Source organism: Rhizobium sp. L51/94 (assembly GCF_019355555.1).
Taxonomy (GTDB): domain Bacteria; phylum Pseudomonadota; class Alphaproteobacteria; order Rhizobiales; family Rhizobiaceae; genus Rhizobium; species Rhizobium rhododendri.
The window spans coordinates 441416-468171 of sequence record NZ_CP072141.1 but is presented as its reverse complement, the minus strand read 5'-3'; the positions used below and the strand labels follow the sequence as shown (position 1 = coordinate 468171).

General features: G+C 61.4%; 30 protein-coding genes. 20 read left to right on the top strand and 10 right to left on the bottom strand.

The features are described 5' to 3' along the window. The first annotated feature begins 72 nt into the window (after window positions 1-72). The 3 genes from J5274_RS02320 (at window position 73) to J5274_RS02310 (ending at window position 1940) form a co-directional block, all read left to right on the top strand. Window positions 73-318, top strand: a complete 246-nt coding sequence (locus J5274_RS02320; protein ID WP_142824861.1) for a type II toxin-antitoxin system ParD family antitoxin — start codon at window positions 73-75, stop codon at window positions 316-318. Further along, window positions 315-533: a type II toxin-antitoxin system RelE/ParE family toxin gene (locus tag J5274_RS02315; protein ID WP_142824684.1), complete on the top strand. Its 219-nt coding sequence runs from the start codon at window positions 315-317 to the stop codon at window positions 531-533. The genes J5274_RS02320 and J5274_RS02315 overlap by 4 nt, the downstream gene beginning before the upstream one ends. A 183-nt stretch (window positions 534-716) precedes the next feature. Then, window positions 717-1940 (top strand): argininosuccinate synthase, encoded by a 1224-nt coding sequence (locus tag J5274_RS02310; RefSeq protein WP_142828781.1) that lies wholly within the window; start codon window positions 717-719, stop codon window positions 1938-1940. A 65-nt stretch (window positions 1941-2005) separates the two neighbouring features. On the opposite strand, the gene J5274_RS02305 is transcribed toward J5274_RS02310, so the two are convergent. After that, complete coding sequence (locus tag J5274_RS02305) at window positions 2006-2485, bottom strand: MarR family winged helix-turn-helix transcriptional regulator (RefSeq protein ID WP_111219706.1); 480 nt, start codon at window positions 2483-2485, stop codon at window positions 2006-2008. Between the two features lie 150 nt (window positions 2486-2635). Between J5274_RS02305 and J5274_RS02300 the strand changes: the two genes are divergently transcribed. The 5 genes from J5274_RS02300 (at window position 2636) to ppa (ending at window position 8896) form a co-directional block, all read left to right on the top strand. Next, window positions 2636-3277, top strand: coding sequence for a LysE family translocator (locus J5274_RS02300; RefSeq protein WP_142824686.1), 642 nt, complete (start codon window positions 2636-2638; stop codon window positions 3275-3277). A 116-nt stretch (window positions 3278-3393) separates the two neighbouring features. Then, window positions 3394-5457: a M3 family metallopeptidase gene (locus J5274_RS02295; RefSeq protein ID WP_219274741.1), complete on the top strand. Its 2064-nt coding sequence runs from the start codon at window positions 3394-3396 to the stop codon at window positions 5455-5457. Between the two features lie 187 nt (window positions 5458-5644). Next, window positions 5645-7459, top strand: a complete 1815-nt coding sequence (gene typA, locus J5274_RS02290; protein WP_142824688.1) for a translational GTPase TypA — start codon at window positions 5645-5647, stop codon at window positions 7457-7459. A gap of 203 nt (window positions 7460-7662) precedes the next feature. Further along, entirely contained in the window at window positions 7663-8169 is a 507-nt protein-coding gene (locus J5274_RS02285) for a GNAT family N-acetyltransferase (RefSeq protein WP_209185269.1), read from the top strand. A gap of 184 nt (window positions 8170-8353) precedes the next feature. Beyond that, the gene (gene ppa, locus J5274_RS02280) at window positions 8354-8896 is read left to right on the top strand and encodes an inorganic diphosphatase (RefSeq protein WP_142824690.1); all 543 of its coding nucleotides are present in this window, start codon (window positions 8354-8356) and stop codon (window positions 8894-8896) included. Here ppa and J5274_RS02275 read toward each other — a convergent pair whose 3' ends face one another. Then, entirely contained in the window at window positions 8897-9211 is a 315-nt protein-coding gene (locus J5274_RS02275; RefSeq protein ID WP_142828784.1) for a DUF167 domain-containing protein, read from the bottom strand. It lies immediately after the preceding gene. Further along, window positions 9208-9552 carry a YggT family protein gene (locus tag J5274_RS02270; RefSeq protein WP_142824692.1) on the bottom strand — a complete coding sequence of 115 codons (345 nt, stop codon included), beginning with the start codon at window positions 9550-9552 and terminating at the stop codon, window positions 9208-9210. The genes J5274_RS02275 and J5274_RS02270 overlap by 4 nt, the downstream gene beginning before the upstream one ends. A 104-nt stretch (window positions 9553-9656) precedes the next feature. Between J5274_RS02270 and J5274_RS02265 the strand changes: the two genes are divergently transcribed. Then, a complete protein-coding gene (locus tag J5274_RS02265; protein WP_209185267.1) occupies window positions 9657-10910 on the top strand; it encodes an MFS transporter in 1254 nt (417 codons plus the stop codon). 5 nt (window positions 10911-10915) lie between these two features. On the opposite strand, the gene J5274_RS02260 is transcribed toward J5274_RS02265, so the two are convergent. The 6 genes from J5274_RS02260 to hemC are packed head-to-tail and all read right to left on the bottom strand — an operon-like array spanning window position 10916 to window position 16718. After that, window positions 10916-11647 carry a glutamine amidotransferase gene (locus J5274_RS02260; protein WP_142824694.1) on the bottom strand — a complete coding sequence of 244 codons (732 nt, stop codon included), beginning with the start codon at window positions 11645-11647 and terminating at the stop codon, window positions 10916-10918. After that, a complete protein-coding gene (locus J5274_RS02255; protein ID WP_142824695.1) occupies window positions 11637-12122 on the bottom strand; it encodes a TerB family tellurite resistance protein in 486 nt (161 codons plus the stop codon). The genes J5274_RS02260 and J5274_RS02255 overlap by 11 nt, the downstream gene beginning before the upstream one ends. 12 nt (window positions 12123-12134) lie before the next feature. Next, entirely contained in the window at window positions 12135-13775 is a 1641-nt protein-coding gene (locus tag J5274_RS02250; protein WP_142824696.1) for a heme biosynthesis protein HemY, read from the bottom strand. A 9-nt stretch (window positions 13776-13784) separates the two neighbouring features. Further along, window positions 13785-14978 (bottom strand): COG4223 family protein, encoded by a 1194-nt coding sequence (locus tag J5274_RS02245; RefSeq protein ID WP_142824697.1) that lies wholly within the window; start codon window positions 14976-14978, stop codon window positions 13785-13787. A gap of 60 nt (window positions 14979-15038) precedes the next feature. Further along, a complete protein-coding gene (locus tag J5274_RS02240; protein ID WP_142824698.1) occupies window positions 15039-15785 on the bottom strand; it encodes a uroporphyrinogen-III synthase in 747 nt (248 codons plus the stop codon). Window positions 15786-15788: 3 nt separating this feature from the next. Then, on the bottom strand, window positions 15789-16718 hold the full coding sequence (gene hemC / locus J5274_RS02235; protein ID WP_142824699.1) for a hydroxymethylbilane synthase: 930 nt from the start codon (window positions 16716-16718) through the stop codon (window positions 15789-15791). 74 nt (window positions 16719-16792) lie between these two features. Here hemC and tsaD point away from each other — a divergent pair, with 74 nt between their 5' ends. From tsaD to J5274_RS02210, 5 genes are read left to right on the top strand one after another with little or no spacing between them, the layout of a single operon-like run. Then, a complete protein-coding gene (gene tsaD, locus J5274_RS02230; RefSeq protein ID WP_142824700.1) occupies window positions 16793-17890 on the top strand; it encodes a tRNA (adenosine(37)-N6)-threonylcarbamoyltransferase complex transferase subunit TsaD in 1098 nt (365 codons plus the stop codon). Further along, window positions 17887-18876: an NAD(P)H-dependent glycerol-3-phosphate dehydrogenase gene (locus J5274_RS02225; RefSeq protein ID WP_142824701.1), complete on the top strand. Its 990-nt coding sequence runs from the start codon at window positions 17887-17889 to the stop codon at window positions 18874-18876. The genes tsaD and J5274_RS02225 overlap by 4 nt, the downstream gene beginning before the upstream one ends. Window positions 18877-18903: 27 nt before the next feature. Further along, window positions 18904-19197, top strand: a complete 294-nt coding sequence (locus J5274_RS02220; RefSeq protein ID WP_142824702.1) for a YciI-like protein — start codon at window positions 18904-18906, stop codon at window positions 19195-19197. 2 nt (window positions 19198-19199) lie between these two features. Further along, complete coding sequence (locus J5274_RS02215; protein WP_142824703.1) at window positions 19200-19631, top strand: EVE domain-containing protein; 432 nt, start codon at window positions 19200-19202, stop codon at window positions 19629-19631. 7 nt (window positions 19632-19638) lie between these two features. Next, entirely contained in the window at window positions 19639-20289 is a 651-nt protein-coding gene (locus J5274_RS02210) for a methyltransferase (RefSeq protein ID WP_142824704.1), read from the top strand. A 3-nt stretch (window positions 20290-20292) separates the two neighbouring features. Here the strand turns inward: J5274_RS02210 and J5274_RS02205 are convergent, their stop codons facing one another. After that, the gene (locus J5274_RS02205; RefSeq protein ID WP_142824705.1) at window positions 20293-20856 is read right to left on the bottom strand and encodes a hypothetical protein; all 564 of its coding nucleotides are present in this window, start codon (window positions 20854-20856) and stop codon (window positions 20293-20295) included. Window positions 20857-21159: 303 nt separating this feature from the next. Here J5274_RS02205 and sdhC point away from each other — a divergent pair, with 303 nt between their 5' ends. From sdhC to zapE, 6 genes are all read left to right on the top strand, one after another. Continuing rightward, window positions 21160-21555, top strand: coding sequence for a succinate dehydrogenase, cytochrome b556 subunit (gene sdhC, locus J5274_RS02200; protein ID WP_142824706.1), 396 nt, complete (start codon window positions 21160-21162; stop codon window positions 21553-21555). 11 nt (window positions 21556-21566) lie between these two features. Next, window positions 21567-21947, top strand: coding sequence for a succinate dehydrogenase, hydrophobic membrane anchor protein (gene sdhD, locus J5274_RS02195; protein WP_219274740.1), 381 nt, complete (start codon window positions 21567-21569; stop codon window positions 21945-21947). Window positions 21948-21954: 7 nt separating this feature from the next. Then, window positions 21955-23811: a succinate dehydrogenase flavoprotein subunit gene (gene sdhA, locus J5274_RS02190; RefSeq protein WP_142824708.1), complete on the top strand. Its 1857-nt coding sequence runs from the start codon at window positions 21955-21957 to the stop codon at window positions 23809-23811. A gap of 17 nt (window positions 23812-23828) precedes the next feature. After that, complete coding sequence (locus tag J5274_RS02185; RefSeq protein WP_142824709.1) at window positions 23829-24608, top strand: succinate dehydrogenase iron-sulfur subunit; 780 nt, start codon at window positions 23829-23831, stop codon at window positions 24606-24608. A 229-nt stretch (window positions 24609-24837) separates the two neighbouring features. Further along, window positions 24838-25377 carry a protease inhibitor Inh/omp19 family protein gene (locus J5274_RS02180; RefSeq protein WP_142824710.1) on the top strand — a complete coding sequence of 180 codons (540 nt, stop codon included), beginning with the start codon at window positions 24838-24840 and terminating at the stop codon, window positions 25375-25377. Between the two features lie 47 nt (window positions 25378-25424). After that, window positions 25425-26585 carry a cell division protein ZapE gene (zapE, locus tag J5274_RS02175; RefSeq protein WP_142824711.1) on the top strand — a complete coding sequence of 387 codons (1161 nt, stop codon included), beginning with the start codon at window positions 25425-25427 and terminating at the stop codon, window positions 26583-26585. Window positions 26586-26756: the final 171 nt, after the last annotated feature.

The following is a 26756-nucleotide window of genomic DNA, read 5'->3' as shown; positions in this document are numbered from 1 at the left end:
CGGTTGAGACATTGTTTTGGCGCTAGCAGATATGGTAGATTGAACGACCAAGTCAAATGGCAGGAGGGGACTGTGACGAAGGTCATATCCGTGACGCTCGATCCGCAGATGGATGAATTTATCGATGAGCAGGTGAACGGCGGATTTTACGGCTCGGCCGAAGAGGTCGTCGAGGCATCCCTGCAACTTCTTCGACAGCGAGCCGAGTTGGAGGCAATTCGCGCGGCAATCGCTGAAGGTGAAGAATCCGGGGAGCCGCAGCCGTTTGATTTCGATGCTTTCATCGAAAGAAAACGTGCCAACCGGCTTCAACGATGAAGCGTTTGGTCTACTCGCCTAAAGCGGCGGGCGACCTCGATGAAATATATGACTATACCGAGGCAAACTGGGGATTTCAGCAGGCGGAGGATTATGTCCTTGAAATTCGCGCCTGTTGCGAGGCCGTTTCAACGGGGGCAAAATTCGGACTGCTGGCCGCTCGGATAAAGCATGGCTACTTTCTTATTCGCAGCGGTGCACATTTCATCGTTTAGAAAGCCGATGCGCGCGCGGTCACAATCATTCGTATCCTGCATCAACGTATGAATATTACTGCGCATCTGCGCTGAATGCCGGCTTCAGTTTGTCTTGCGCATGGCGCTAATCTCGATAAAAGTGCCGCGACATCAAGATTTGCGGCGTCCGGCGCCGCGCGCATAAAAACGGACCTCATCATCATGGTATCGCACAAAGACGTGAAAAAAGTCGTTCTCGCTTATTCCGGCGGTCTCGACACCTCAATCATCCTGAAATGGCTGCAGACGGAACTCGGCGCCGAAGTCGTCACCTTCACTGCCGATCTCGGCCAGGGCGAAGAGCTGGAGCCGGCCCGCAAGAAGGCCGAGATGATGGGCATCAAGGAAATCTACATCGAGGACGTCCGCGAAGAGTTCGTCCGCGATTTCGTCTTCCCGATGTTCCGCGCCAATGCCGTCTATGAAGGCGTCTACCTGCTCGGCACGTCGATTGCCCGGCCGCTGATCTCCAAGCACCTGATCGAGATCGCCCGCAAAACCGGCGCCGATGCGATTGCCCACGGCGCGACCGGCAAGGGCAACGACCAGGTTCGTTTCGAACTCGCTGCCTACGCGCTGAACCCCGATATCAAGATCATCGCCCCCTGGCGCGACTGGGACTTCAAGTCGCGGACAGACCTGCTGGCCTTTGCTGAAGCGCACCAGATCCCGGTTGCCAAGGACAAGAAGGGCGAAGCGCCGTTCTCGGTCGACGCCAACCTGCTGCACTCGTCCTCCGAGGGCAAGGTTCTGGAAGACCCGTCGCAGGAAGCGCCGGAATATGTGCATATGCGCACCATTTCTCCGGAATCCGCACCCGACAAGGCGACCATTATCAAGGTCGGCTTCGAGCGTGGCGATGCGGTGTCCGTCAACGGCATCAGGATGAGCCCGGCGACCTTGCTCGCCACCCTCAACGACTACGGCCGGGACAACGGTATCGGCCGTCTCGATCTCGTCGAGAACCGTTTCGTTGGCATGAAGTCGCGCGGCGTCTACGAGACGCCGGGCGGCACGATCCTGCTGACCGCCCACCGGACGATGGAATCGATCACGCTCGATCGCGGGGCTGCGCATCTGAAGGATGAACTGATGCCGCGCTATGCGGAGCTCATCTATTTCGGCTTCTGGTATTCGCCGGAGCGCGAAATGCTGCAGGCGGCGATCGATAAGAGCCAGGAGCATGTGGAGGGCGAAGTGACGCTGAAGCTCTACAAGGGTAATGTCATGGTCATCGGCCGCGAGAGCCCGAAGTCGCTGTATTCCGACAAGCTGGTCACCTTCGAGGACGACCAGGGCGCCTACGACCAGAAGGATGCAGCCGGCTTCATCAAGCTCAACGCCCTGCGCCTGCGCACGCTCGGCAAGCGCAACCTGTCGAACTGAGCCATCGAGCTCAGCCTGATCAAGGCCTGTCACCGCTCATGGTGGCGGGCCTTTTTCGGGTAAATTCAGCTATCTGTGATCGGAGCGTTTTCGATTGCGGGTTGTTCGACTTTCTGCAGGTTGAGCCGGAAGCTTTTGAGAGCCTTGCTCACGTCGCACAAAGCCTGCTCGTCCAGCCCCATCGTTGCTTCCTGCTGGACGGCCGCGATTTCGATGCTGATGGCGCGGATCATGTCTTCCGCAGCATCCGACAGGAGTATCCGCTTTGCACGGCGGTCCAGGGGGTCGGGCTGGCGTTCGATCAGGCCGCGGGCCTGCAGACGGTCGAGGAAAGCGCTCACCGTCATCGGCTCAAGCCCCATGCGTATAGCGATGTCGAGTTGTCGGCTGCCGTTGACCGCAGCGATCTGAACGAGGGTTCTTGCCTCGCCGGCGGTGATGCCGAGGCCGGCCGACGAGATGCGTTTCTCGAAAGCCATTCGCATCAGCCGTGCACAATCGGCGACGAGAAATGCGAGCGTATCCGTATCTATTGTGATGCTCATTGCGTTTCTCGGCTCTTTATCGCGGTTCTCTCTGGTTTTCCTTAATCACTCTATAGCGTGAACACAATTGAATCTTTGCCGGCGACAAGGGCGCCTTGACGCCCGCAGTGCCGGCGTTAAGCTGGCCGCAAATCAAGCGGAAACCGTGCCATGACCTCCTCCCTGATTGCCGGCACTTTCCTTGCCGCACTGTTTTACGTGCTCATTCCCGGTCCGGCTTTTCTGGCGCTGCTGGGAATAGGTGCAGGCCAGGGGCGAAGGGCGGGGGCGCTTTTCATGTGCGGCCATCTGTTCGGCGACCTCATGTGGTCTGCCCTGGCCCTGACCGCAATCATCGGTGCGCGGACCATCGGCAGCCTCGTATTCGATCTGCTTGGCTTGTTCTGTGGCCTCTATCTCGCCTGGATCGGCTGGCACGCGGTGACCGCCAAGCCCCGGGTCGACGGTGCGGCGATGATCGCAGTCGAGCGCCCCTTCCGACGCGGCCTTATCTTCGGCGCCACCAATCCAAAGGGATATCCGGTGGCGCTCGCGACCTTCACGGCGCTTGTCGCCGGTTCGGCCAGTGCCTTGCAGTTCAGCGAGCTTCCGTTGCTGCTGGGCGTTGCCTTTGCCGGGTTCGTGGCCGCCGATATCATTCTGATCGGTATCATCGGTGCCGGCGCCGTGCGGCGGCTCTATCGGTCCCACGAACGCGTCATCGTGCGCTGCTCCGGGGTTTTGTTCATGGGTTTTGCTGCGCAGGCGCTCTTGCATTCCGCGCCGGGGCTGCTCGGGTGGCGCAGGGCCTGATGCCTCTCCAACATGTCGCCGCCGCACCGTTTTGCTGAGAGGCTGCGATCACCATACCATTGCCGGTCCGGGGTTCTTATATGCCCGTGACCAATCTGATGCCGAAAGGATGTCCCATGTCATCGCAACTCTCCGTCAATCCCGCCCTCGTCGAATGGACAGGGCATGAGGGACTGCCGCACTTCGACCGCGTCCATGACGCCGACTTTGGGCCAGCCTTTGATGCTGCCATGGAACTGCACAACGGCGAGATCGACCAGATTGCCAACAATCCGGAGCCACCGACTTTTGCCAACACCATCGTCGCCTTGGAGATCGTCGGCGACGAGTTGTCGCGCGTCTCGTCGCTGTTCTGGAGCAAGGCCGGTGCCCATACCAACGACGTGATCCAGGGCCTGGAGCGCGAGATCGCGCCCAAGATGTCACGCCACTATTCGAAGATCGGCATGAACGCGGCGCTGTTTGCCCGGATCGATGCACTCTGGGAAATGAGAGATACGCTCGGCCTGACGCTCGAGGAAAGCCGCGTGCTGGAGCGCCACTGGAAAGGCTTCGTGCGCTCTGGCGCAAAGCTCGCAAAACCGGAGCAGGAGCGGCTGGCTGCAATCAACGAGACGCTGGCAGGCCTCGGCGCCAGTTTCGGCCAGAACGTGCTGGCCGACGAGAAGGGCTGGGCGCTGGTCCTGTCCGACGCGGCCGATCTTGCCGGCCTGCCGGGGTTTGTCACCGAGGCCATGGCGGCAGCTGCCACGGAGCGTGGGGATGCGGGCAAGTATGCGGTGACGCTGTCGCGCTCGATTATCGAGCCGTTCCTGACCTTTTCCGAGCGTCGCGACCTGCGCGAGCAGGCGTTTGAGGCCTGGGTGGCGCGCGGCCGCAACGGCGGGGAGACGGACAATCGCGACATCATCCGCCAGACGCTGGCGCTGCGTTTCGAAAAGGCAAAGTTGCTCGGCTATGGCAATTATGCCGAACTGAAGCTCGACAACACCATGGCGAAGACGCCCGAGGCGGTGAACCATCTGCTGACCACGGTCTGGGCCAAGGCTGTCGCCAGGGCGCGGGAAGAAGAGACGGATATTGCCGCCTTGATCAAGGCAGGCGGCGGCAACCACGATGTCATGCCCTGGGACTGGCGCTTCTATTCGGAAAAGATCCGCACGGAGCGGTTTGATTTTTCCGAGGCCGAACTGAAGCCCTACCTGCAGCTCGACAAGATCATCGCAGCCTGCTTCGTCGTTGCCGGCCGCCTCTTCGGCCTTCATGCCGTCGAGATCCACGATGCGCCCGCCTATCATCCGGATGTCCGCGTCTTTGAAATCCGCGACCGTTCCAACAAGCTCATCGCGATGTTCCTCGGCGACTATTTTGCCCGGCCGTCGAAGCGTTCCGGCGCCTGGATGAGTGCCTTCCAGTCTCAGCACAAGCTGCCGTTGAAGAACGGCGCTTTGGGCGAGCGGCCGATCATCTACAATGTCTGCAATTTCGCCAAGCCGGCCGAGGGCAAGCCGGCGCTGTTGTCGATGGGGGATGCCTACACGCTGTTCCACGAGTTCGGCCATGCGCTGCACGGAATGCTCTCCGATGTCACCTACCCGTCGGTTGCCGGCACAGGCGTATCGCGCGATTTCGTCGAATTGCCGTCACAACTCTACGAGCACTGGCTGACGGTGCCCGATATCCTGAAGACCTATGCCGTGCACTACCAGACCGGCGAGCCGATGCCGCAGGCGCTGCTCGACAAGGTTCTGGCCGCCCGGACTTTCAACTCCGGATTCAATACCGTCGAGTTCACATCGTCGGCGCTCGTCGACATGGCATTCCATACGCGTGGGCCGGTCGAGGATCCGATGGCGGAACAGGCGGAGATTCTGGCCACGCTCGGCATGCCGAAATCGATGGTGATGCGGCACGCCAGCCCGCATTTCCAGCATGTTTTTGCCGGGGACGGATATTCGGCCGGCTACTATTCCTACATGTGGTCCGAGGTGCTCGATGCCGACGCCTTCGCAGCCTTCACGGAAACCGGCGACGCCTTCAATCCCGAGATGGCCGAGAAGCTGAAGGCTCACATCTATTCGGTCGGCGGCTCCATCGACCCGGAAGATGCTTACCGGGCGTTCCGCGGCAAATTGCCGAGCCCGGATGCTATGCTGGCGCAAAAAGGCTTGGCCGCATAAGGCTTTGTGCCGGCGGTTGATCAATTGAACAGCATACCCTGTCCCAGCCATGCGATTGCGCTGGGGCAGGGAAGACGCTGCTTTGTCGCGCCCCCCCTTTCGCAAATGCGAAAAACAGGCTATGAGCGCCTCAACCGAAGATAAGGGCCGCACAATTGGCTGCCCGCAAACCCTCCGAGTAGCCCATATGTCTATGCGAAATATCGCGATCATCGCGCACGTTGACCACGGCAAGACGACGCTTGTCGACGAACTCCTGAAGCAGTCCGGTTCGTTCCGCGACAACCAGCGCACCGTTGAGCGCATGATGGATTCGAACGAACTCGAAAAGGAACGTGGCATCACGATCCTGGCGAAGGCGACCTCGGTCGTCTGGAGAGATGTTCGCATCAACATCGTCGACACCCCCGGCCACGCCGACTTTGGCGGCGAAGTCGAGCGTATCCTTTCGATGGTAGATGGCGCTATCGTGCTGGTCGATGCTGCCGAAGGCCCGATGCCGCAGACCAAGTTCGTGGTCGGCAAGGCGCTGAAGGTCGGCCTTCGCCCGATCGTCGCGATCAACAAGATCGACCGTCCGGACGCGCGTCACGAAGAAGTCGTCAACGAAGTCTTCGACCTCTTTGCTGCCCTCGACGCTACCGACGAACAGCTCGACTTCCCGATCCTTTACGGTTCCGGCCGTGCTGGCTGGATGAACACTGCACCAGAAGGCCCGATGGACCAGGGCCTCGGCCCGTTGCTCGACCTCGTGCTCAAGCATGTACCAGAGCCGACTGTCGGCGAAGGCCCGTTCCGCATGATCGGCACGCTGCTCGAAGCCAACCCGTTCCTCGGCCGTATCATCACCGGTCGCATCCATTCCGGTTCGATCAAGTCGAACCAGCCTGTCAAGGTCATGGGCGTCGATGGCAAGACCATCGAAACCGGCCGTATCTCGAAGATCCTCGCGTTCCGCGGCATCGAGCGCCAGCCGATCGAAGAAGCCTTCGCAGGTGACATCATCGCCATCGCCGGCCTTTCCAAGGGCACGGTTGCCGATACTTTCTGCGATCCGGCTGTTACCGAGCCGCTGCATGCCCAGCCGATCGATCCGCCGACCGTCACCATGTCCTTCATCGTCAACGACAGCCCGCTGGCCGGCACCGAAGGCGACAAGGTTACCTCGCGCGTCATCCGCGACCGCCTGATGAAGGAAGCCGAAGGCAACGTTGCGCTGAAGGTCGAAGAGTCGGAAGCCAAGGATTCGTTCTACGTATCCGGCCGCGGCGAATTGCAGCTCGCCGTTCTGATTGAAACCATGCGCCGCGAAGGCTTCGAACTGGCTGTGTCGCGTCCTCGCGTCGTCATGCATGACGACGAAAACGGCAACAAGCTGGAGCCGATCGAAGAAGTCGTCATCGACGTCGACGAAGAGCATTCCGGTATCGTTGTCCAGAAGATGTCCGAGCGCAAGGCCGAGATGGTCGAGCTTCGTCCGTCGGGCGGCAATCGTCTGCGTCTGGTATTCTACGCGCCAACCCGCGGCCTGATCGGCTACCAGTCGGAGCTTTTGACCGACACGCGCGGCACGGCGATCATGAACCGCCTGTTCCATAGCTACCAGCCTTTCAAGGGCGAAATCGGCGGCCGCAGCAACGGCGTCCTGTTGTCCAACCAGTCCGGGGAAGCCGTGGCCTACGCCATGTTCAACCTTGAAGATCGCGGCCCGATGATCATCGAGCCAGGTGAAAAGGTCTATGCCGGCATGATCATCGGCATCCACACGCGTGACAACGACCTCGAAGTCAACGTGCTGAAGGGCAAGCAGCTGACCAACATCCGGTCTGCCGGCAAGGACGAAGCTGTCCGCCTGACGCCGCCGATCCGCATGACGCTCGACCGGGCGCTCTCCTGGATCCAGGACGACGAACTCATGGAAGTCACGCCGAAGTCCATTCGTCTGCGCAAGACCTATCTGGACCCGAACGATCGCAAGCGTTTCGGCAAGAAGAGCGCATAAGGCTTTTCGACACCCAGAAGACCTCAAACCCCGGTGCTTGCATCGGGGTTTTTTATTTGCATGTTCGATTTTTGGCCTCTTGTGACATCCGTTAAAAAAGAGTTAACGTTTGGCGCTAGTCCACACATAAAGCCTGTGGGCAAATGGTTTCCGGCAATATTGCTGGATGGTTAATTTGCGGTTGCCGGGCCAAAGTAGGCGTTATGAAAACGTTATCGATTGATGTCCGGCGGGCTGAACCGCACGATGCCCGAGCCATTTCGGAGACGCATCGGCTGTCCTGGCAGTATGCCTACACCGGCATCATTCCACACCGTGCACTGTCGCAGATGATCGAGCGGCGCGGCGAAGCCTGGTGGCGCCGGGCGACGCGCGGACCGGCGACCCTGCTCGTTCTCGATGTTGCCGGCACCGTTGCAGGCTATGCGACACTTGGCCTCAACCGGGCGCGTGCGCTACCGCAGGAAGGCGAGATCTACGAGCTTTATCTCCGTCCGGAATATCAGGGGATCGGCCTCGGCCGTCTGCTGTTCGGCGAGGCGCGGCGGCTGCTGAAGTCGCTGGGCTGCAAGGGCATGGTTGTCTGGTGCCTGGAAGACAACGAGAATGCCGAGCGTTTCTATCGCAGCCACGGCGGGCTCGATTTCTGCGAGGGGCTGGAGACCTTTGGCGGCGAGCAGGTGAAGAAGATCGGCTTTGTCTGGCCGTAAGGCCGGCTGGCGATCACGGCGGTCGGGCATAATGCGGCGGCCGTCGTAATTTCGCCGCCAATTCATTTGTAGGTGTCGGGGTTTTTGGCCTTGGCTCAAAGCAGGCCATGCTTTCGAAGCGCTGTTGCCTTACCGGTTATTTCCGATTAAGTGGCTGGCAGCTATCATAGTTTAGGGGACTCCCATGCGCATCGACGCAATTTCCATTGGTAAAAATCCACCTGAAGACGTCAACGTCATCGTCGAAGTGCCGGTTGGCGGCGACCCGATCAAGTACGAAATGGACAAGGAAGCCGGCACGCTTGTCGTCGACCGTTTCCTCTACACGCCGATGACCTATCCAGGCAATTACGGCTTCGTGCCGCATACGCTGTCGGAAGACGGCGACCCGATCGATGTGCTGATCGCCAGCACCCGGCCGCTCGTTCCCGGCTGCGTCATCAACGTCCGCCCTATCGGCGTGCTGATGATGGAAGACAACTCCGGCAAGGACGAGAAGATCATTGCCGTCCCGTCGCCGAAGCTGACGCTGCGCTACGAGAAGGTCAAGGAATACACTGACCTGCCTGATATCACCATCAAGCAGATCGAGCATTTCTTCCAGCATTACAAGGATCTGGAGCCCGGCAAGTGGGTGAAGATCTATGGCTGGAAGGGTGCCAAGGAAGCCGGCGAATTGATCCTCGAAGCCATCGCTCGCCACAATGCGGCCGAGAAGAAGGCCTGATCAGGCTTCTACGACAGCATAGAGAGCCTTGCATATTTCCTCCGGGTCGCCGTCGATCCGGAGGATTTTTTTGCGCGCTGTGTCGCCGGAAATGATGCTGATGGAGGATTTCGGCAGGCCGAGCCTTTTCGCCAGCAAGGCGATCAGCGCCTTGTTGGCCTTGCCCTTTTCGGGCACATCGCTGACGCGCACCTTGATATGGACCTCGCCATCGGCGCCGGTCTCGATACCGTCTATCTCATCGCGGCCGCCATTCGGCGTCAGCCGGACGGACAATCGGACATGGTCTGCAAGCTTGCGCCAGGCGCTGCTCACATCGTCAGTTGAAGGAGGGCCGGGTAGACCGTGTTATGCAGGACCGCCTGAATGAAGAAGATGATCAGCAACACGACAATCGGCGAAATGTCGATGCCGCCGAGGTTCGGCAAGATGCGCCGGAGGGGATTGAGAACCGGCTCGGTGACATTGTAGAGGAAGCGGCCGACCGAGTTCACGAACTGGTTGCTCGAATTGATCACGTTGAAGGCGTAGAGCCATGAGAAGATGGCACTGGCTATCAGGATGTAGACGTAAAGCTGCAAGACGATATCAATGACTTGAAAGAGCGCCAGAAGTATTCCGGACATGTACGTCTCCATTTCGCGATTGACAGACATGTAGACATTGGCGAAGGCGCGAGCAAGTGGTATGCCCGCCGGCACGATGAATCATGTTTAACGGCCGTGGGGGATCTACGGCGGTCGCTAACGGAAAGCCGTTCATGTCGCTTATCTCGTCTGCGGATCGCTTCGCCGCATTCCGCCATGTTTCCTACACGCGTTTCTTCTTTGCCCGTTTTCTCGTTTCCTTCGCCGCGCAGATCATCAGTGTCTCCGTCGGCTGGCAGATGTACGACCAGACGGGCAGCGCCATCTACCTGGGCCTTATCGGCCTCGTGCAGTTCCTGCCGTCGCTGCTTCTGACGCTGGTCACCGGTTCGGTCGCGGATCGCTACAGCCGCCGCCACATCGTGGCAATCTGCACGCTGGTCGGTGCGCTCTGTGCCGTGGCGCTGTGGGTGATGACGTCGACGGGATCATTCGCACCGTTGCCGGTCTTCGGCATTCTCACCATCATGGGGATCGAACGGGCTTTCCTTGGGCCGGCCACACAGTCGCTGGCGCCCAATCTCGTCCCGCCAGAAGACCTGTCGAATGCCGTCGCCTGGAATTCGTCCTCGTGGCAGACTGCTGCAATCGTTGGTCCTGTTGCCGGTGGTCTGCTCTACGGTCTTGGACCAAGCTTTGCCTATGCGGTGGCCGCGGTATTTTCCATTCTCGGCGCCATCCTGATCCAGATGATTGCCAAGCCCGTCCAGCGGAGCACGGGGATGGCAACCAACTGGAGCACCATCCTCGCCGGATACCGCTTCATATGGTCTGAGAAGGTCGTACTCGGTGCAATTTCGCTCGACTTGTTCGCAGTGCTGCTCGGCGGCGCCGTGGCGCTGATGCCGATCTTTGCCCGCGATATCCTGACACTCGGACCCTGGGGGCTTGGGCTGTTGCGGGCAGCACCGGGTGTCGGCGCTATCGCTACGGCGGTGCTGCTGGCTACCTATCCGCTCCGTCATCGGGCAGGCGTCTACATGTTTGCCGGCGTGGCGATGTTCGGTGTGGGAACGCTGATTTTCGGCCTGTCCAGCACGCCCTGGCTGTCGATCGTTGCCCTGATGATCATGGGCGCTTCAGACATGATCTCGGTCTATGTGCGGGAAACCCTGATTGCCCTGTGGACGCCGGATCATGTTCGAGGCCGGGTCAATGCCGTCAACATGGTCTTTGTCGGTGCCTCGAACGAGCTCGGCGAATTCCGTGCGGGGACGATGGCCTCCGTATTCGGGGCGGTGCCGGCGGTCGTGATCGGCGGTGTCGGCACCTTGGCAGTGGCTATCATCTGGGCAATAGGCTTTCCGCAGCTGCGCAAGATCGACGCGCTGGATGCCCCGGATGAAAACGCCGCAGGGTCAGCCTGATCGGTTCAGGCCGCGACCGCGACCTGCGTCTCGAAGACGATATCGAGAAATTCCGACAGCCACTGCCTGAGCGCACCGTCGAAAAGCATACGGCCCTCCAGATGATCTCGACCTTGTTGGGCGTTGGGCAGTGCGAAGCGATGGGCACCATGGACGACCCAGCGCTGCATCATGGCACGGGTCAGTTCGGCGTGAAACTGCAGGCCCCAGGCGTTTTCGCCATAGCGGAATGCCTGGTTGGGGTAGGTATCGCCCTTGGCCAGGAGCTCCGCTCCAGCGGGCAGATCGAAGCCTTCGCGGTGGAAGTGGTAGACCATAGGCGGCCAGCGCATCAGCTGACGTCCGCGCTCGGTCGGATGCAGCGGATACCAGCCGATTTCAGCCTTTTCATCCGGCCGGGCCTGTACCTTGCCGCCGAGCTGGCGCACCAGCATCTGGGCACCGAGGCAGATGCCGAGGAACGGGCGGTTCTCTCGCAGCGGAACATCCAGCCAGCTGATTTCCGAGCGCACGAAGGGATCGCTGTCGTTGGCACTCATCGGTCCGCCGAAGACAACGGCGCCGCCGTGCGCCTCAAGGGTTTCCGGCAGGGGATCGCCGAGGACGGGACGGCGAATATCCAGGTCGTAGCCCTTCTGCAGCAGCATCTGCCCGACGCGCCCGGCGCTGGAGCGCTCCTGGTGCAACACGATCAGGATCGGCCGGCGGTGGCAGCTGTTGGCCGCCTCAATCCGCATCGTCGGCCTCCACGGCGAGGCCCGGCACCCGCGCCGCTGCCTCCTGCCGCTTCATGATGCGCTCGCGGCCGGACACGCCCAGCAACTCGGCGATCCGCCAGATGGCATCGTCTTCCATTTCGCTGCGCTCGCCATCGGCATAGACGATATCCCAGAGGATGCCGATCAGTTCTATGCGCTGGTCGCTGTCGAGATGGCGCTTGAGATCCGAGGTAAAGCGGAAATAGTCGACGGCCTCGTTCTCGGCCTCGGTGCCTGCCGCGATCAGCGCATCCAGCTCACGGCCATCGAGGCCATACTGGTCCTTGAGCAACCGGCGCAGGGCCTTCTTCTCGCTGGCCTCGACCTTGCCGTCGGCCTCCATCACCTGGATGCAGAGCGCCGCCACCGAGATCCGTGGATCGTCGGGCGCAAGGCCGGGCTTCGAATGATCTGTCGTCAGACTTTGAAAGAATTCCTGGAAGCGTTCAAACATGCGGTTTCATTCTTAAAAAAGCTTCAGCCGGGTCTTGGGCTCCAGATCTGCCTTTGTGGTGCGGACACCCGGATCGTCCGGGGCGCCGCCAAAGAAGGGGCGGGGCTCGGGCTTTTTCGGGCTTTCGGGTTTTGTCACGGTGACCAGCGCCGTCGATGGCTGCGTTCTGGCCGGCATGGGTTTGGCTGGCGGAGAGTTGGCTGGCAACGGTCCCGATGGCAAAGGCTTGGCTACAGCAGGTGGCTCCTGGACAGGTTGCCCGGAAACTGGAGCAGCGGCCGGGCGCAGATCCGCCAGCGGCGGCAGGTTGCGGAGCGCCGTCTCGAAAGAGGCGACCGTGCCTTCCTCGACCGGTCCTTCAAGTTGGCTGAAAGGCGACCGCCATTCGAAGGCATCGAGCTTGCCCGAGATCGGAGAAACCGGGAGCCACTTGTCGGACACGAAACCATCGGCCATCCAGGCCGGGTCGCGCGGTGCGCGCAAGGCCTGGGCGAGCCAGTGGCGGGTGCGTCCCTGGTCGCGTGTCTCGGCGTCCTCTATGTCGGCGAGCAGCATGAAGGCGCCCTCGCGGGGCTGCATGCGGGCGGCGGCTTCCGCCTTGCTGCGGGCGACAGCAAAATTGCCGGCATCGAGTGCTGCCTGCGCCGTGATCAGCAATGCTTCCACATTGTTGGGTCGCAGCGCTTCCAGCTTCTCGGCGCGTTTCAGGCGATCCAGCACACTGTCGCCGCTGCGGGCGCGAACGTAGGCGCGGCCTATTTCGGGATGGGGAGAAACCTTCCAGGCATCCTCCAGCACCGCTGCTGCCTTGCGGATCTTGTCTTCGCGAAACAGCGCCTTGGCGGCAATCAGCGCGGCAGGCACGAGATTGTCGGAAAGCTTCAGGGCGGCCAGCGCGTCGTCGCGCGCACCGGTCGGGTTGGCGTCGAGCCGGTCGGTGGCGCGTGCCGTCAGAAGCACGGCGCGCAGTCGGTTCGCCTCGTCCTTGCCGATGACCCTTGCGACCTTCTGCTGGTCGAGAAGACGGATGGCATCGTCCCAGCGGCCGGCGCGGCTGCGATATTCGAGCGTCGCCTGTGCTGCCCAAGGCAGGTAGGGCGCCTTGTCTGCAGCCTGTTCGGCATATTGCCGGGCAGCTTCATCGGCACCGAGGCGCTTGGCCTCGAGATAGAGGCCACGGAGGCCGAGTTCCCGGGTCTCCGGATCTTTGGCCATCAGCTCGAACTTGGCGCGCGCCTCGTCGTGGTTGCCTTCGATCAGCGCTGCCTGCGCCTCGAGAAGGCTGATCAGAGGTTCCTGGTCGGCGCGGATCAGGCCACGCGAACGAGCAGCCATCTTGCGGGCCAGCAGCGCATTGCCGGCGCCGGCGGCAATCAGCCCGGTCGACAATGCCTGATAGCCGCGGTCACGCTTGCGGGCCCGAAAATAGCGGCTGACGGCATGGGGCGAGGTCCAGATCATCCGCAGCAGCGACCAGACGATCATGACAGCAGCGACGATGGCGATCAGCAGGCTGGCGGCGACAATCAGCTTGGTCTGATATAGCTCGCCACCCCACATCAGCGACAGGTCGCCCGGACGATCGGCCAGCCAGGAGAAGCCGTAACCGAGTGCAAGGATCAGGACGATAAAGACAAGCAGTCTGACGATCATGTTCTTACCTCAGCTCTGCTTGCCGGCGCCGGCAATCGCCTTCGACAGGGTTTCACCGACGAGATCCTCGACCTTGATCCTGGCTTCGATCGACTGTTTGAACGCCGCCGATGCCATCTTGCCGGTTTCCGGGAGACTATTCCACTCACTGACAGCGCCCGGCAGGTCGCCGTTGCGGATCTTGTCCTCGAAGCGGGCGGCAATGGCGTCGACTCCGTCACCCTTGATATTGCCGACGGGGCGAACGGTCACCAGCGACTTGGCGCTTTCCATCAGGCGGTCGCTCCAGCCCTGGGTTTCAGCCGGCTTTTCTGTCGCACCGATGATGGTGGTGGCAACATCCGGGACCTGGCGGATCAGTTCCGCGCGCGATGGCACGCCGGTTTCGGCAAACTTGCCCAGGGTTTCCACTGTCGGGTCGTTAGGAGAGACGCCGGCAAAGGTGTCGAGTTCGGCGCGGAACGGGCCGCCGCGATCGATCGCCGCCTTGAGGCCGGCAGCAGCGATTGCCTGGGCAACGGCGACATCCTTGCCCGGGTCGTTCAGTTTCTTTTCAGCATCGTCCAGCCGCTTGCTGATGTCGGCGCCGGTCGTGGCCTGCGTCTGCGAGGTCTGCGTCAGGCTGGCCTTGAGCTGGTCGACTTCGGCCGTCAGATCGGAAATTTTCTGGGCGGAGGCGGTGTCGACGGCGCCGTTGGCGGTTGCTGCCTGCGGGTTGTTCTTTAGGGCTGTCTCGAGCGCGCCAATGCGTGCTTCCAGCGCGGCATCCGGCGTTGCTGCGGGAGAGGTGGCCAGGTTGGCGACGCTCTGCTTCAGCCCGTCGATCTCAGCGTCCAACGACGTGAATTGCTGCTTATCATTTCCGGAAGCGGCGGGCAGGACGCCTGCATATTGCAGCGCTCCGGCACCGATCAGCGCGATCAGGCCGCCGACGATGCCGGCTGCAATCAGTCCCGTGGTGCTGTTGGCGGGTGCCGTGGCTGTCGGGGCCGGTGGCTCTGTCGGCGTTGTTCCGGCGGGCTCGTATGCCGGTTCCGGCTCGGGCTGCGGCTTGATGTCCACTGTGTCCGTGGCGGAGGTGCCGATTTCGTCCTTGTGACTTTCGATCTCGGCTTCGCGGCGGTCAGCCGCGTTGGCTTCCAGATCGATCGTTACGGGCTCTTCGTCGGGCTTCGTATGATGCGGCGGATTACCGGGGATCATGGCGTCCTCATGTGATGCACTGCGAAGAAGGTAGACAGTGAAGCGGTTTATGGAAAGAGCTTAGATCAAATTAGCGCTCGGATCGGGATCGAGAAGGCCGAGCATGCTGTCTTCCTCCGGGATCTCCGCTATTTCGACCGCTGATCGCAACGGGTAGGGGACGATTGTGGCAATCGTCGCGCTCAGGCAAAGAAGTCGCGTCTTTTTCAGCTTCTCCAGATGCCTGGATACTGTAGCGAGGCCGAAAAAACGTCTGGCGGTGTGACTGGAGTAGAAGAGCACTGCATCGACAGGAACGTCGCTGAAAAGGCTCTGCAGCAGTGTTTCAGGCGGCTCTACCGGCTCCATGCGGTAGCATTCGATGCAGTCGAACGGGACGCCGTGCAGGGAAAGCTGCTTTTCGAAGCCTGACGCGCGGGGGTAGCCTGCGAGATAAGTCAGCGGACGATCACCCAACAAGAATTTCTGGCTGGCCACGAGATCGGCAAGTTCAGTGCCATCGCCTTGGGAATGGTGGACAGTGGTGAAACCGGCTGCGACTGCCTTTTCGGCGGTTGCCTTGCCGACGGCAAAGAGCGGTCGTCCGATATGTGCGGAGAGCGCCGGGCCGATGGCCTGCAATGCACGGAGCGCCTCTGCGCTGGTAACGGCAATGGCGCCGGTGGAGTTGTCCAGTGCCGCCGATGCCGCCTCGGGATCGTGGACTGCTGCCGTCAGCGGCAAGAGCAGTGCCTCATGGCCGCGCGCTTCGAGCTTTTTCGCGGTGCGCTCGCCCGATGCTGCGGGACGTGTGACGAGCACGCGCATCGGTCAGCTCCAGCTATCGAAAAAGGTCGGGCCGGCCTTGTCACGCACCGCCTCGCCGGCCGCAGCGCCAAGGGCTTCGGCATCCGAGCGCCGGCCTTCGACGGTGATGTTGTGCTCGATGCGGCCGTCCGGGGTGAGGATCATGCCGAAAAAGCGCAGGTTGTCGCCGTCGCAGGTTGCGTAGCCGGCAATCGGCGTGCGGCAGGAGCCGTCGAGCGTCGCGAGGAAGCCGCGCTCGCAGGAGACGGTGTCGAAGGTGGGGATGTCGTTGATCGGCGCCAGCAGCGCGTCGGTCCTGATGTCTCCGACCCGGCTTTCGATGGCGATTGCGCCCTGCGCCGGCGCCGGCGGAAAGGCGTCGGGGTCGAGTATCTCGGTAAGCACGTCGACCTTGCCCAGTCGCTTCAGCCCGGCCACGGCCAGAAGCGTGGCATCGGCCTGGCCTTCGTGCAACTTGCGCAGCCGCGTGTCGACTGCGCCGCGAAAGACGATGACATTGATATCCGGGCGGATGCGTCTGATCAGTGCCTGCCGGCGAAGCGATGCAGAGCCGACCGTTGCGCCCTGCGGCAATTCCATCAGGCTCGGCGCCGTGCGGCCGATCACGGCATCCCTGATATCTTCGCGCGGCAGGAAGGCGGAGAGATAGAGGCCTTCGGGCAGATTGGTGGCTATGTCCTTGGCCGAATGCACGGCAAAGTCCAGGTCCTCGGTCAAAAGCCGCAGTTCGAGTTCCTGGGTGAACAGCCCCTTGCCGCCGATTTCAGCCAGCGAACGGTCGGTAATGCGGTCGCCCATTGTCGTCATGACGACGATCTCGAACATTTCCGGGGGCAGGCCATGGGCGGCAATCAGCCGGTCTCGCGCCTCGTGGGCCTGGGCCAGCGCAAGCGGACTACCGCGTGTGCCGATCCGGAAAGGTTTCGTTTGCATCCGTATTGATCCGTTGTTACCGACAGTTCTCGTAAACAGGTTTAGACTGCACCGCAATCCGACGTTCAGGTTCCATGACGCCCTTTCTCCGCATTCTCGGCATCGAAACAAGCTGCGACGAAACCGCCGCTGCCGTTGTCGAACGCCGTTCGGACGGGCAGTGCTCTGTATTGTCCGACGTCGTTCTCAGCCAGATGGAGGAGCACAGTGCCTATGGCGGCGTGGTCCCCGAAATCGCGGCCCGCGCCCATGTCGAGGCGCTTGATACGCTTATCGAAGAAGCTTTGAAACGCGCCAATGTGTCGCTTGCCGACGTCGATGCGATTGCCGCAACGTCCGGCCCTGGCCTGATCGGTGGTCTGCTGGTCGGGTTGATGACGGCGAAGGCGATGGCGCGTGCCTCGGGCAAGCCCCTCTATGCCATCAACCATCTCGAAGGCCATGCGCTGACGGCGCGCCTGACCGATGGGCTGGCCTTTCCCTATCTGATGCTGCTGGTCTCCGGCGGCCACACGCAACTGATCCTGGTGCGCGGCGTCGGCGTCTACGAGCGCTGGGGCACGACGATCGACGATGCGCTCGGCGAAGCCTTCGACAAGACGGCCAAGCTGCTGGGCCTGCCCTATCCCGGCGGTCCGGCGGTGGAAAAGGCGGCAAAGACCGGCAATGCCGACCGGTTCGTCTTCCCCAGGCCGCTGGTCGGTGAGGCGCGGCTCGATTTTTCCTTTTCCGGCCTGAAGACTGCCGTGCGGCAGGCCGCAATGGAGATCGCGCCGCTTTCGGATCAGGATATCGCCGATATCTGCGCCTCCTTCCAGAAGGCCATTTCGCGGACACTGAAGGATCGCATCGGGCGCGGGCTGCAACGCTTCAAGGCCGAGTTTCCGCAATTGTCGGATCGTCCGGCGCTGGTCGTTGCCGGCGGTGTTGCCGCCAATCTCGAATTGCGCCGGACCTTGCAGGAGCTATGCGACCAGCAGGGCTTCCGCTTCATCGCTCCGCCGCTGCATCTTTGCACCGACAATGCCGTGATGATCGCCTGGGCCGGCCTCGAGCGGATGGCAACCGGTGAACCTGCAGACGATCTCTCGGTGGCGCCGCGATCGCGCTGGCCGCTGGACGCTAATGCTGCGGCGCTGATCGGCCACGGCCGTCGGGGCGCAAAATCATGAGTGGCACGGAGCGCATCGCGGTTATCGGCGCCGGCGCCTTCGGAACGGCGCTGGCCTCCGTCATTGCCCAGGCCGGCCGCCACGAGGTGGTGCTCGTCGGCCGCGATGCGGCGCTGATGGCCAAACTTGCCGCCGAGCGCCGGCACGAAGCGGCTTTGCCCGGCATTGCGCTTCCGGGCGGTCTCACCTTTTCCGCCGAACCGGATGCGGTTTCCCATGCCGATATCGTGTTGTTTGCGATGCCCTCCCAGGCACAGGCAGATGCAGCGCGACAGTATGGAAGATACCTCTCGAAGGATGCCGTCGTCGTTACGTGTGCCAAGGGTATCGATCGTGTTTCCGGCTCGCTGTTGACGGAAATGCTGGAACGCGAATTGCCGCATCATGCCATCGCTGTACTTTCAGGCCCCGGTTTTGCCGCCGATATTGCCAAGGGCCTGCCGACGGCAATGGCTGTCGCCGCCGGGGACATGGCTGATGCCGAACGGTTGGCGCAGGCAATTTCGGGGCGGACATTCCGGCTCTATGCCTCCGATGACCGGATCGGCGTCCAGCTGGGCGGCGCGCTGAAGAACGTGCTGGCGATTGCCTGCGGCATCGTCGAAGGCCGTGGCATCGGCGATTCGGCCCGCGCGGCGCTGATCAGCCGGGGACTGGCCGAGATGTCGCGCTTCGTCGGCGCGCAGGGCGGGCAGGCGGAGACGGTGCGCGGCCTCTCCGGCCTTGGCGATCTCGTGCTGACTGCGACCAGCCACCAGTCGCGCAACTTGCGCTTCGGCATCGCGCTTGGTCGCGGCGAGCTTCGGGATCCGGCGCAGGGGGGACTGGTCGAAGGGGCGCTTGCCGCTTCCGTCGCCGTTCGGCTTGCCGCCGAACTCGGCATCGCCATGCCGATCACCGAAGCGGTTGCGGCCATTATCGACGGCACGCTCGATATTTCCGACGCCATCGAACAATTGATGACGCGGCCGATCACCACCGAATAGATCTGACCACAAAACAGGAGCAAACCCATGCTTTTCGCTTTTCTCTGCAAGGACAAACCCGACCATCTACATGTCCGCATGGACACCCGCCCTGCCCATGTCGAGCATCTGAACAAGCTGAATGACGAGGGCACGCTGAAGATGGCCGGCCCGTTCCTCGGCTCGGATGAAAAGCCCTGCGGCAGCCTGGTGATCGTCGAAGCGGCGTCGCTCGCCGATGCGCAGGCCCTGGCCGATGCCGATCCCTATGCCAAGGCCGGCCTGTTCGAAAGCGTCGAGGTCAAGCCGTTCAACTGGGTATTCAACAAGCCGGAGGCGTGATCGTGGCTCACTGGCTGTTCAAGTCCGAACCGAAGACCTGGGGCTGGCAGGCGCAGAAGGATGCGGGCGAGGCCGGCACCGAATGGACCGGCGTGCGCAACTATCTGGCGCGCAACCACATGCGGGCGATGAAGATCGGCGACAAGGGCTTTTTCTACCACTCGAACGAAGGGCTCGAGATCGTCGGTATCGTCGAGGTCTGTGCCTTGTCGCATCCGGATTCCAGCGCCAAGGGCGATCCGAAGTGGGATTGCGTCGACATCCGCGCCGTCTGCGATATGCCGAAGCCGGTGACGCTGAAGGATGTCAAGGCGAGCGAGAAGCTGGCGAAAATGTCGCTGGTGACCTCGATGCGGCTGTCCGTGCAGCCGGTCACCGACGAGGAATATCTGGAGGTCTGCCGGATGGGCGGCCTCGACAATCCGCCCCGCTGAGCCGCGAGTGAAGACCGAGCCGGAAGCTTTTATCCGCGCTAACACCGATGTGCTGGCGCCGCCGCATGTGCCTGAGATCCGGCTGCATCTGGCGAGCGAAGCCCATGACCTCTGGCTGAAGACCGAGGAGGAGCTGCAGGAGATCGGCCTGCCACCACCGTTCTGGGCCTTTGCCTGGGCGGGAGGCCAGGGCCTGGCGCGTTTCGTGCTCGATAACCCCGATGTCGTCGCCGGCAAGCGTGTGGTGGATTTTGCCAGTGGATCGGGGCTGGTGGCCATTGCCGCCGCACATGCGGGTGCTGCAAAGGTGCTGGCGGTGGATATCGATCCGTGGGCGGAAACGGCAGTGCGGCTGAATGCTGCGGAAAATCGGGCCGATATCGGGTTTTCCGGCGATGATATCGTCGGCCTTCCCGTCGACGCGGACGTGCTGCTCGCTGGCGACGTGTTCTACGATCGCGAATTTGCAGACCGGCTCGTCCCCTGGCTATCGGCACTCACCTCCCGGGGCATCGTCGTTCTCGTCGGCGATCCCGGGCGAGCCTACCTGCCGAAAGCGGGTCTCACATTCCAGGCGACCTATGAAGTGCCGGTCACGCGCGCCCTCGAGGACAGCGACATCAAGAAGACGACCGTGTGGCGGTTCTCCGCAGACTGACGATCAGGGCCTGATGACGCAGACGCCGTTTTCGTAGGCGCAGCCGTTGCGCGTGCGGGCGACATCGATGATTTTTGCGCGCGGCGCCATGACAGGGGCGCTTGACCCGGTGTAGCCGCCGTCGCCATAGCCGGTGATATAGGTGCCGCCATTGGCATGGTAGACATCGACCGAGCCGGCGTAATTACTGATGAAATTATAGTCCGGCTGACGGCGCTCGATAACGGCGATGCCACCGCCACGCCGCGTCGAAAAATCCCGGGACGCCAGCATCCGGAAATGGTTTCTACGCATGTGCCCGTCGGTAAATTGGCGCTCGGGCGCATGGCTGCGATAACCGCTGGGATCGAAACGGCTGTGTTCATGGCCCTGGCGCGGGCTGCGATCGTCGGCGTAGAAGCGGTGTCCACCGGCCTCGCGGTTCCGAAAGCCGGAGGCGTGCGCTCCCTGATGGAAAATGGTCCGGCCGTGGCCGTGGTAGTCGTTCGCCAGAACAGGCAACGCCAGGGTTCCGCTCAGTGCTGCTGCGCCAAGGATCGTACCGATTCGCGAGAAAACACCAGGCATGCCGGCCTCCGGACAAATAACCGTTAACAAAAAGTTAAGGAAGAGTGCCGGAAGTGGAAGACCAAGTCCACGCAGCGGGCGACAAATCCACCCGGATGGTTAACTCGCAAGAGAGTAATACGGCGAAATCGGCGTGTGGATGACGTCAATCGATTAAATTTTCTATGGACTGCAATAGTGCTTGTCGGCAGGCATTTCGGTGATTAAACCACGCGACTGATGCAACGCACATAGGACTTTGTCATTCGTGTGTTGCCCGGGATTGCCCGCATTGGAAGCGCATCGTAACGCCGCGAGGTCTTGATGGCGAACGTCACACATAATCGGCCTATATCGCCGCATCTTCAAATCTACAAACTCATCCCGACCATGGCCATGTCGATCATCCATCGCATTACCGGTGGCGCGCTCTACGTCGGCACGCTTTTGGTCGTCTGGTGGCTTGTCGCCGCCGCGTCGGGCCAGTTTTATTTCGACTGGGCCAACTGGTTTCTCGGCACGATCATCGGCCGGCTGATCCTGCTTGGCTATACTTGGGCGCTGCTGCACCACATGCTCGGCGGCTTCCGCCATTTTATGTGGGATCTCGGCCATGGTTTCGAGAAGCATTTTTCCACCAAGCTGGCGATCGCCAATCTGATCGGTTCGCTCTGTCTCACCGCCATCGTCTGGGCTGTTGCCCTGGCGATGCGTTTCTGAGGGTTCTGGTCATGGATATGCGCACCCCTCTCAGCCGCGTTCGCGGTCTCGGTTCGGCCAAGGACGGCACGGAGCATTTCTGGCGCCAGCGGCTGACGGCCGTCGCCAACGTGCCGTTGTTTATCTTCTTCGTCGTCTTCCTGATGATTTACGCCGGCGCACCTTATGCTGTTGTCGTGCACGCGCTGTCGAACCCGTTTGTCGCCGTGTTCTTCGCGCTGATGGTGATTTCGGGCGTGATCCACATGCGGCTCGGCATGCAGGTGATCATCGAGGACTACGTCCATGGCGAAGTCGGCAAACTCGTCTTGCTGATGCTCAACACGTTCTTTTCGATCGTCGTCGCTGGGCTCTGTCTCTTCGCCATTCTGAAAATCGCGTTCGTAGGATAATTGCATCATGGCACCAACCTCACCCAATCAGAATGGGCCCGAACGGACCGGCAAGGACTACAAGTACGTCGATCACTCCTATGACGTGATCGTCGTCGGTGCCGGCGGCGCGGGTCTCCGCGCCACGCTCGGCATGGCCGAACAGGGCTTCAAGACCGCCTGCATCACCAAGGTATTCCCGACCCGCTCGCACACGGTGGCCGCTCAAGGCGGTATCGCTGCGTCGCTGCGCAACATGACGCCGGACAGCTGGCAGTGGCATCTCTACGACACCGTCAAGGGCTCCGACTGGCTCGGCGACGTCGATGCCATGCAGTATCTGACGATGGAAGCGCCTAAGGCCGTTTACGAACTCGAGCATTACGGCGTCCCCTTCTCGCGCAACGAGGAAGGCAAGATCTACCAGCGGCCGTTTGGCGGCCACATGCAGAATTACGGCGAGGGCCCGCCCGTGCAGCGCACCTGTGCTGCTGCCGACCGCACCGGCCACGCTATCCTGCACACGCTTTACGGACAGTCGCTGAAGCACAACGCCGAATTCTTTATCGAATACTTCGCCCTCGACCTGATCATGTCGGAAGACGGCTCGAAGTGCATCGGCGTCATGGCCTGGTGCCTCGACGATGGAACCATCCATCGCTTCTCCGCCAAGATGGTGGTGCTTGCGACCGGCGGGTACGGCCGTGCCTATTTCTCGGCAACGTCCGCCCATACCTGCACCGGCGACGGCGGCGGCATGGTGGCGCGTGCCGGCCTGCCGCTGCAGGACATGGAGTTCGTGCAGTTTCATCCGACCGGCATCTACGGCGCCGGCTGTCTCATCACCGAAGGGGCGCGCGGCGAAGGCGGCTATCTCGTCAATTCGGAAGGCGAGCGCTTCATGGAGCGCTATGCTCCATCAGCCAAGGACCTTGCCTCGCGCGACGTCGTATCGCGCTGCATGACGCTGGAAATCCGCGAGGGGCGTGGCGTCGGCAAGAACAAGGACCACATCTACCTGCACCTCGACCACCTCGATCCGGCTGTTCTCAACGAGCGCCTGCCCGGTATCTCGGAATCGGCAAAGATCTTTGCCGGCGTCGACGTGACGCGCGAGCCGATCCCGGTCCTGCCGACGGTGCACTACAACATGGGCGGCATCCCGACGAACTACTGGGGCGAAGTGCTGAATGCGGACAGTGAAAATCCGGAACGCATCCTTCCGGGCCTCATGGCTGTCGGAGAAGCCGGCTGCGCATCGGTTCATGGCGCCAATCGCCTTGGCTCCAATTCGCTGATCGACCTCGTCGTCTTCGGACGTGCTGCTGCCATCCGCGCTGCCGAAGTCATCGATCGCGCTGCGCCAATCCCTCAGCTCAACCTGGCTGCCTGCGAAAAGATCATGGATCGCTTCGACAAGCTGCGGTTCTCCAATGGTCATACACCGACATCGGTGCTGCGCGAAAAGATGCAGCATGCCATGCAGGACGACGCTGCCGTATTCCGTACGCAGGAATCGCTGGCCTCGGGCTGCGAGCGCATGTCGGCGATCTGGAAGGAGCTTTCTGACGTAAAGGTCACCGACCGTTCGTTGATCTGGAACTCCGATCTGGTCGAGACGCTCGAACTGCACAATCTGATGGCCAACGCGATCACCACGATCTACGGCGCGGAAGCCCGTAAGGAAAGCCGCGGATCGCATGCACGGGAAGACTTCACCGACGGTCCGTTCGGCGGCCGTGACGACGTCAACTGGCGCAAGCACACGCTCTCCTGGGTCAACGACTCAGGCGAAGTGAAACTCGACTACCGTCCGGTTCACACCGAACTGATCGCCGAAGGCATGGATCCGCAGAAGATCGAGCCGAAGGCGCGTGTGTATTGATTTGAGAGGAACTGGACATGGTTGAACTCGCTCTCCCCAAGAACTCTCAGATGCGCGAAGGCAAGGTCTGGCCGAAGCCGCAGGGTGCGACGAACACCCGCGAACTGCGGATCTATCGCTGGAGCCCAGACGACGGTCAGAACCCGAGCATCGATACCTTCTACATCGATGTCGACGACTGCGGGCCGATGGTGCTGGATGCCCTGCTTTACATCAAGAACAACATCGACCCGACGCTGACGCTGCGCCGCTCCTGTCGCGAGGGGATCTGTGGCTCCTGCGCCATGAACATCGACGGAACCAATACACTCGCCTGCACCAAGGGGCTGGACGAGGTGAAGGGTACCGTCAAGGTCTATCCGCTGCCGCACCTTCCTGTGGTGAAAGACCTGGTTCCTGACCTGACGAACTTCTATGCCCAGCACCGCTCGATCGAGCCTTGGCTGAAGACCGTATCGCCGGAGCCTGCGAAGGAATGGAAGCAGAGCCATGACGACCGCCAGAAGCTGGACGGTCTTTACGAGTGCATCCTGTGTGCCTGCTGCTCGGCCTCCTGTCCGAGCTACTGGTGGAACGGCGACCGGTATCTCGGTCCAGCCGTCCTGCTGCAGGCATATCGCTGGCTGATCGATTCGCGCGATGAGGCCACCGGTGAACGCCTCGACAATCTGGAAGATCCATTCCGGCTTTATCGTTGCCACACGATCATGAATTGCGCCCAGACATGCCCGAAGGGCCTGAATCCGGCCAAGGCGATTGCCGAGATCAAGAAGATGATGGTCGAGCGGCGCGTCTAGTCGCTTACTCTCACGATCGCGCTACAAGCCGCCCTCATGTTGATATGAGGGCGTCTTTCGTTCAGACGTCTGGAAAAATGCGCCAAATTTGTCCCATGACTGCGGCAAGGGCAGCAGCCCGCGACAATTTCTCCTTGTGCTCACTTGATTCATCAATGCCTTTCACGATAATTCCGCCGTGATTGCGCGCCAACGTCGGGGCAGGCTGGGCTATTTCAGGAGTTTCCTAATGCGATTCAAATATGCTGCGACGGCTGCAGTTATCGGTGTAGCGCTGGCTGGTTGCCAGCGGACGGGTTACAACAACGATTATGGCTCCGCTTCGCCAGCCTATTCTCCACCGCCGATCCAGGCCGCGCCCGTCGGGCAGGTCCAGTCCAGCCAGCTTCCATCCCCGACCGGTACCGGCTCGCAGTTTCCAGCCCCTCCGTCGGCAAACCCGGGTGCTGGCGCGCCGCAGCAGAATGCAGCGCTTGCCGCCTCCGGCCTCGATGTTACCAAGGAATCGATGGTCGGTAGCTGGAAGGTCGGCAACGGCGGTACAAGCTGCGACATGTTCCTGACACTCACCAATCTCGGCAGCGGATCGCGCGGCGGCACACGTGGCTGCGTCGGCGAACTGACGACGATGGGATCCTGGGAAGTGGCCGGCAAGCAGGTCGTTCTCAAGGACCGCAGCGGCAACCAGCTGGGTTCGGTTTACAAGACGGCCGACTCGCGCTTCACCGGCACCACGGCCTCTGGCCAGCCGATCACGCTTAGCCGCTAGGTCTGCGGCCCACCGGCCATCTTTCGACGCGCGAGGCGAATCTCTCCATGCAGCCTATGCCTGACTACTCGATCAGCGTGAGCGAAAAGTTGAAATCGCTGACGGCTTCCGGTTCGCTGCAGGTGGATGCAGCGCAGATGGATGTTGCAAAACATCTCGACCGGGTGCTGGCCGCTCTCAAGCAGCGGCGGCCGGCTGCGAAGTCCAGCGCGCTCGGATGGCTGTTTGCGGCGCGCAAGAAGCCCGAGCCGATCCGTGGCCTCTACATTCACGGCAGCGTCGGGCGCGGCAAGACGATGCTGATGGACATGTTCTTCGCCATGGCACCGTCCAAGAAGAAGCGGCGGGCGCATTTCCACGAGTTCATGGCCGACGTCCACAACCGCATCGCGGCCCATCGGCTGAAGATCAAGAACGGCGACACGAAGCTTTCCGACCCGGTTCCGCCTGTCGCCGCCGATCTGTTTGCCGAGGCGGAGCTGTTGTGCTTCGACGAATTCAGCGTCACCGACATCGCCGATGCGATGATCCTGTCGCGGCTGTTTTCAGAACTGTTCTCGCTCGGCTGCGTTCTTGTCACCACGTCCAACGTCGAGCCGGATAACCTTTACCGCGAGGGGCTCAATCGTTCGTTGTTCACGCCGTTCATCACGCTTTTGAAGACTTATGTCGACGTGGTGACGCTGGATTCGCCGACCGATTACCGCATGGAGAAGGACGACAGTCAGCCTGTCTACCTGACGCCGCTCAACGCCGAGACCGACAAGGCGATGGATGCAGCCTGGGCGCGGGCGCTTCACGGCCGCACGGCACAGCCAGTCGAGATCCAGAGAAAGGGCCGGACCGTCCATGTGCCGGCTGCCGTCGACAGGCTGGCGCGGTTTTCATTCGCCGATCTCTGCGAGGCGCCGCTAGGAGCCGGAGATTTTCTCGCCATAGCTGCCCGTTTCGACACGATCTTCATCGACCGCATTCCGGAGCTCGGGCCGGAAAAACGCAACCAGACCAAGCGTTTCATCATTCTCATCGATACGCTTTACGATCACGCCATCCATGTGACGATCTCCGCAGCCGCGATGCCGGAGGCACTTCTCGTGCAGCGCCGTGGAACCGAGGGTTTTGAATTCGACCGCACGGCCTCACGCCTTTTCGAGATGCGAAGCGCCGAGTATCTCGCCCAGATTCGATCGAAGTCAGCGGCCGAATAACGATATGGTGACAATAATTCTTACGTTTACGTAAGAGTTTTTCTATCTAACCGATTGAATTTTAACGTCACAAAATAATCAATTGCCATTTTTGGCCGTTGGGTCTATGCGATTGGCGGCCGTGGTCGATGCTTCAAAGTGTCGCGCCATCGTTTTCGATCGCAAAGGATA

What these genes read in the sequence shown, in the direction of transcription:
- J5274_RS02315 (WP_142824684.1), top strand. Translation starts at nt 315, where the DNA reads ATGAAGCGTTTGGTCTACTCGCCTAAAGCGGCGGGCGACCTCGATGAA.
- J5274_RS02310 (WP_142828781.1), top strand. Translation starts at nt 717, where the DNA reads ATGGTATCGCACAAAGACGTGAAAAAAGTCGTTCTCGCTTATTCCGGC.
- J5274_RS02305 (WP_111219706.1), bottom strand. Translation starts at nt 2,485, where the DNA reads ATGAGCATCACAATAGATACGGATACGCTCGCATTTCTCGTCGCCGAT.
- J5274_RS02300 (WP_142824686.1), top strand. Translation starts at nt 2,636, where the DNA reads ATGACCTCCTCCCTGATTGCCGGCACTTTCCTTGCCGCACTGTTTTAC.
- J5274_RS02295 (WP_219274741.1), top strand. Translation starts at nt 3,394, where the DNA reads ATGTCATCGCAACTCTCCGTCAATCCCGCCCTCGTCGAATGGACAGGG.
- typA (WP_142824688.1), top strand. Translation starts at nt 5,645, where the DNA reads ATGTCTATGCGAAATATCGCGATCATCGCGCACGTTGACCACGGCAAG.
- J5274_RS02285 (WP_209185269.1), top strand. Translation starts at nt 7,663, where the DNA reads ATGAAAACGTTATCGATTGATGTCCGGCGGGCTGAACCGCACGATGCC.
- ppa (WP_142824690.1), top strand. Translation starts at nt 8,354, where the DNA reads ATGCGCATCGACGCAATTTCCATTGGTAAAAATCCACCTGAAGACGTC.
- J5274_RS02270 (WP_142824692.1), bottom strand. Translation starts at nt 9,552, where the DNA reads ATGTCTGTCAATCGCGAAATGGAGACGTACATGTCCGGAATACTTCTG.
- J5274_RS02265 (WP_209185267.1), top strand. Translation starts at nt 9,657, where the DNA reads ATGTCGCTTATCTCGTCTGCGGATCGCTTCGCCGCATTCCGCCATGTT.
- J5274_RS02260 (WP_142824694.1), bottom strand. Translation starts at nt 11,647, where the DNA reads ATGCGGATTGAGGCGGCCAACAGCTGCCACCGCCGGCCGATCCTGATC.
- J5274_RS02255 (WP_142824695.1), bottom strand. Translation starts at nt 12,122, where the DNA reads ATGTTTGAACGCTTCCAGGAATTCTTTCAAAGTCTGACGACAGATCAT.
- J5274_RS02250 (WP_142824696.1), bottom strand. Translation starts at nt 13,775, where the DNA reads ATGATCGTCAGACTGCTTGTCTTTATCGTCCTGATCCTTGCACTCGGT.
- J5274_RS02245 (WP_142824697.1), bottom strand. Translation starts at nt 14,978, where the DNA reads ATGATCCCCGGTAATCCGCCGCATCATACGAAGCCCGACGAAGAGCCC.
- J5274_RS02240 (WP_142824698.1), bottom strand. Translation starts at nt 15,785, where the DNA reads ATGCGCGTGCTCGTCACACGTCCCGCAGCATCGGGCGAGCGCACCGCG.
- hemC (WP_142824699.1), bottom strand. Translation starts at nt 16,718, where the DNA reads ATGCAAACGAAACCTTTCCGGATCGGCACACGCGGTAGTCCGCTTGCG.
- tsaD (WP_142824700.1), top strand. Translation starts at nt 16,793, where the DNA reads ATGACGCCCTTTCTCCGCATTCTCGGCATCGAAACAAGCTGCGACGAA.
- J5274_RS02225 (WP_142824701.1), top strand. Translation starts at nt 17,887, where the DNA reads ATGAGTGGCACGGAGCGCATCGCGGTTATCGGCGCCGGCGCCTTCGGA.
- J5274_RS02220 (WP_142824702.1), top strand. Translation starts at nt 18,904, where the DNA reads ATGCTTTTCGCTTTTCTCTGCAAGGACAAACCCGACCATCTACATGTC.
- J5274_RS02205 (WP_142824705.1), bottom strand. Translation starts at nt 20,856, where the DNA reads ATGCCTGGTGTTTTCTCGCGAATCGGTACGATCCTTGGCGCAGCAGCA.
- sdhC (WP_142824706.1), top strand. Translation starts at nt 21,160, where the DNA reads ATGGCGAACGTCACACATAATCGGCCTATATCGCCGCATCTTCAAATC.
- sdhD (WP_219274740.1), top strand. Translation starts at nt 21,567, where the DNA reads ATGGATATGCGCACCCCTCTCAGCCGCGTTCGCGGTCTCGGTTCGGCC.
- sdhA (WP_142824708.1), top strand. Translation starts at nt 21,955, where the DNA reads ATGGCACCAACCTCACCCAATCAGAATGGGCCCGAACGGACCGGCAAG.
- J5274_RS02185 (WP_142824709.1), top strand. Translation starts at nt 23,829, where the DNA reads ATGGTTGAACTCGCTCTCCCCAAGAACTCTCAGATGCGCGAAGGCAAG.
- J5274_RS02180 (WP_142824710.1), top strand. Translation starts at nt 24,838, where the DNA reads ATGCGATTCAAATATGCTGCGACGGCTGCAGTTATCGGTGTAGCGCTG.
- zapE (WP_142824711.1), top strand. Translation starts at nt 25,425, where the DNA reads ATGCAGCCTATGCCTGACTACTCGATCAGCGTGAGCGAAAAGTTGAAA.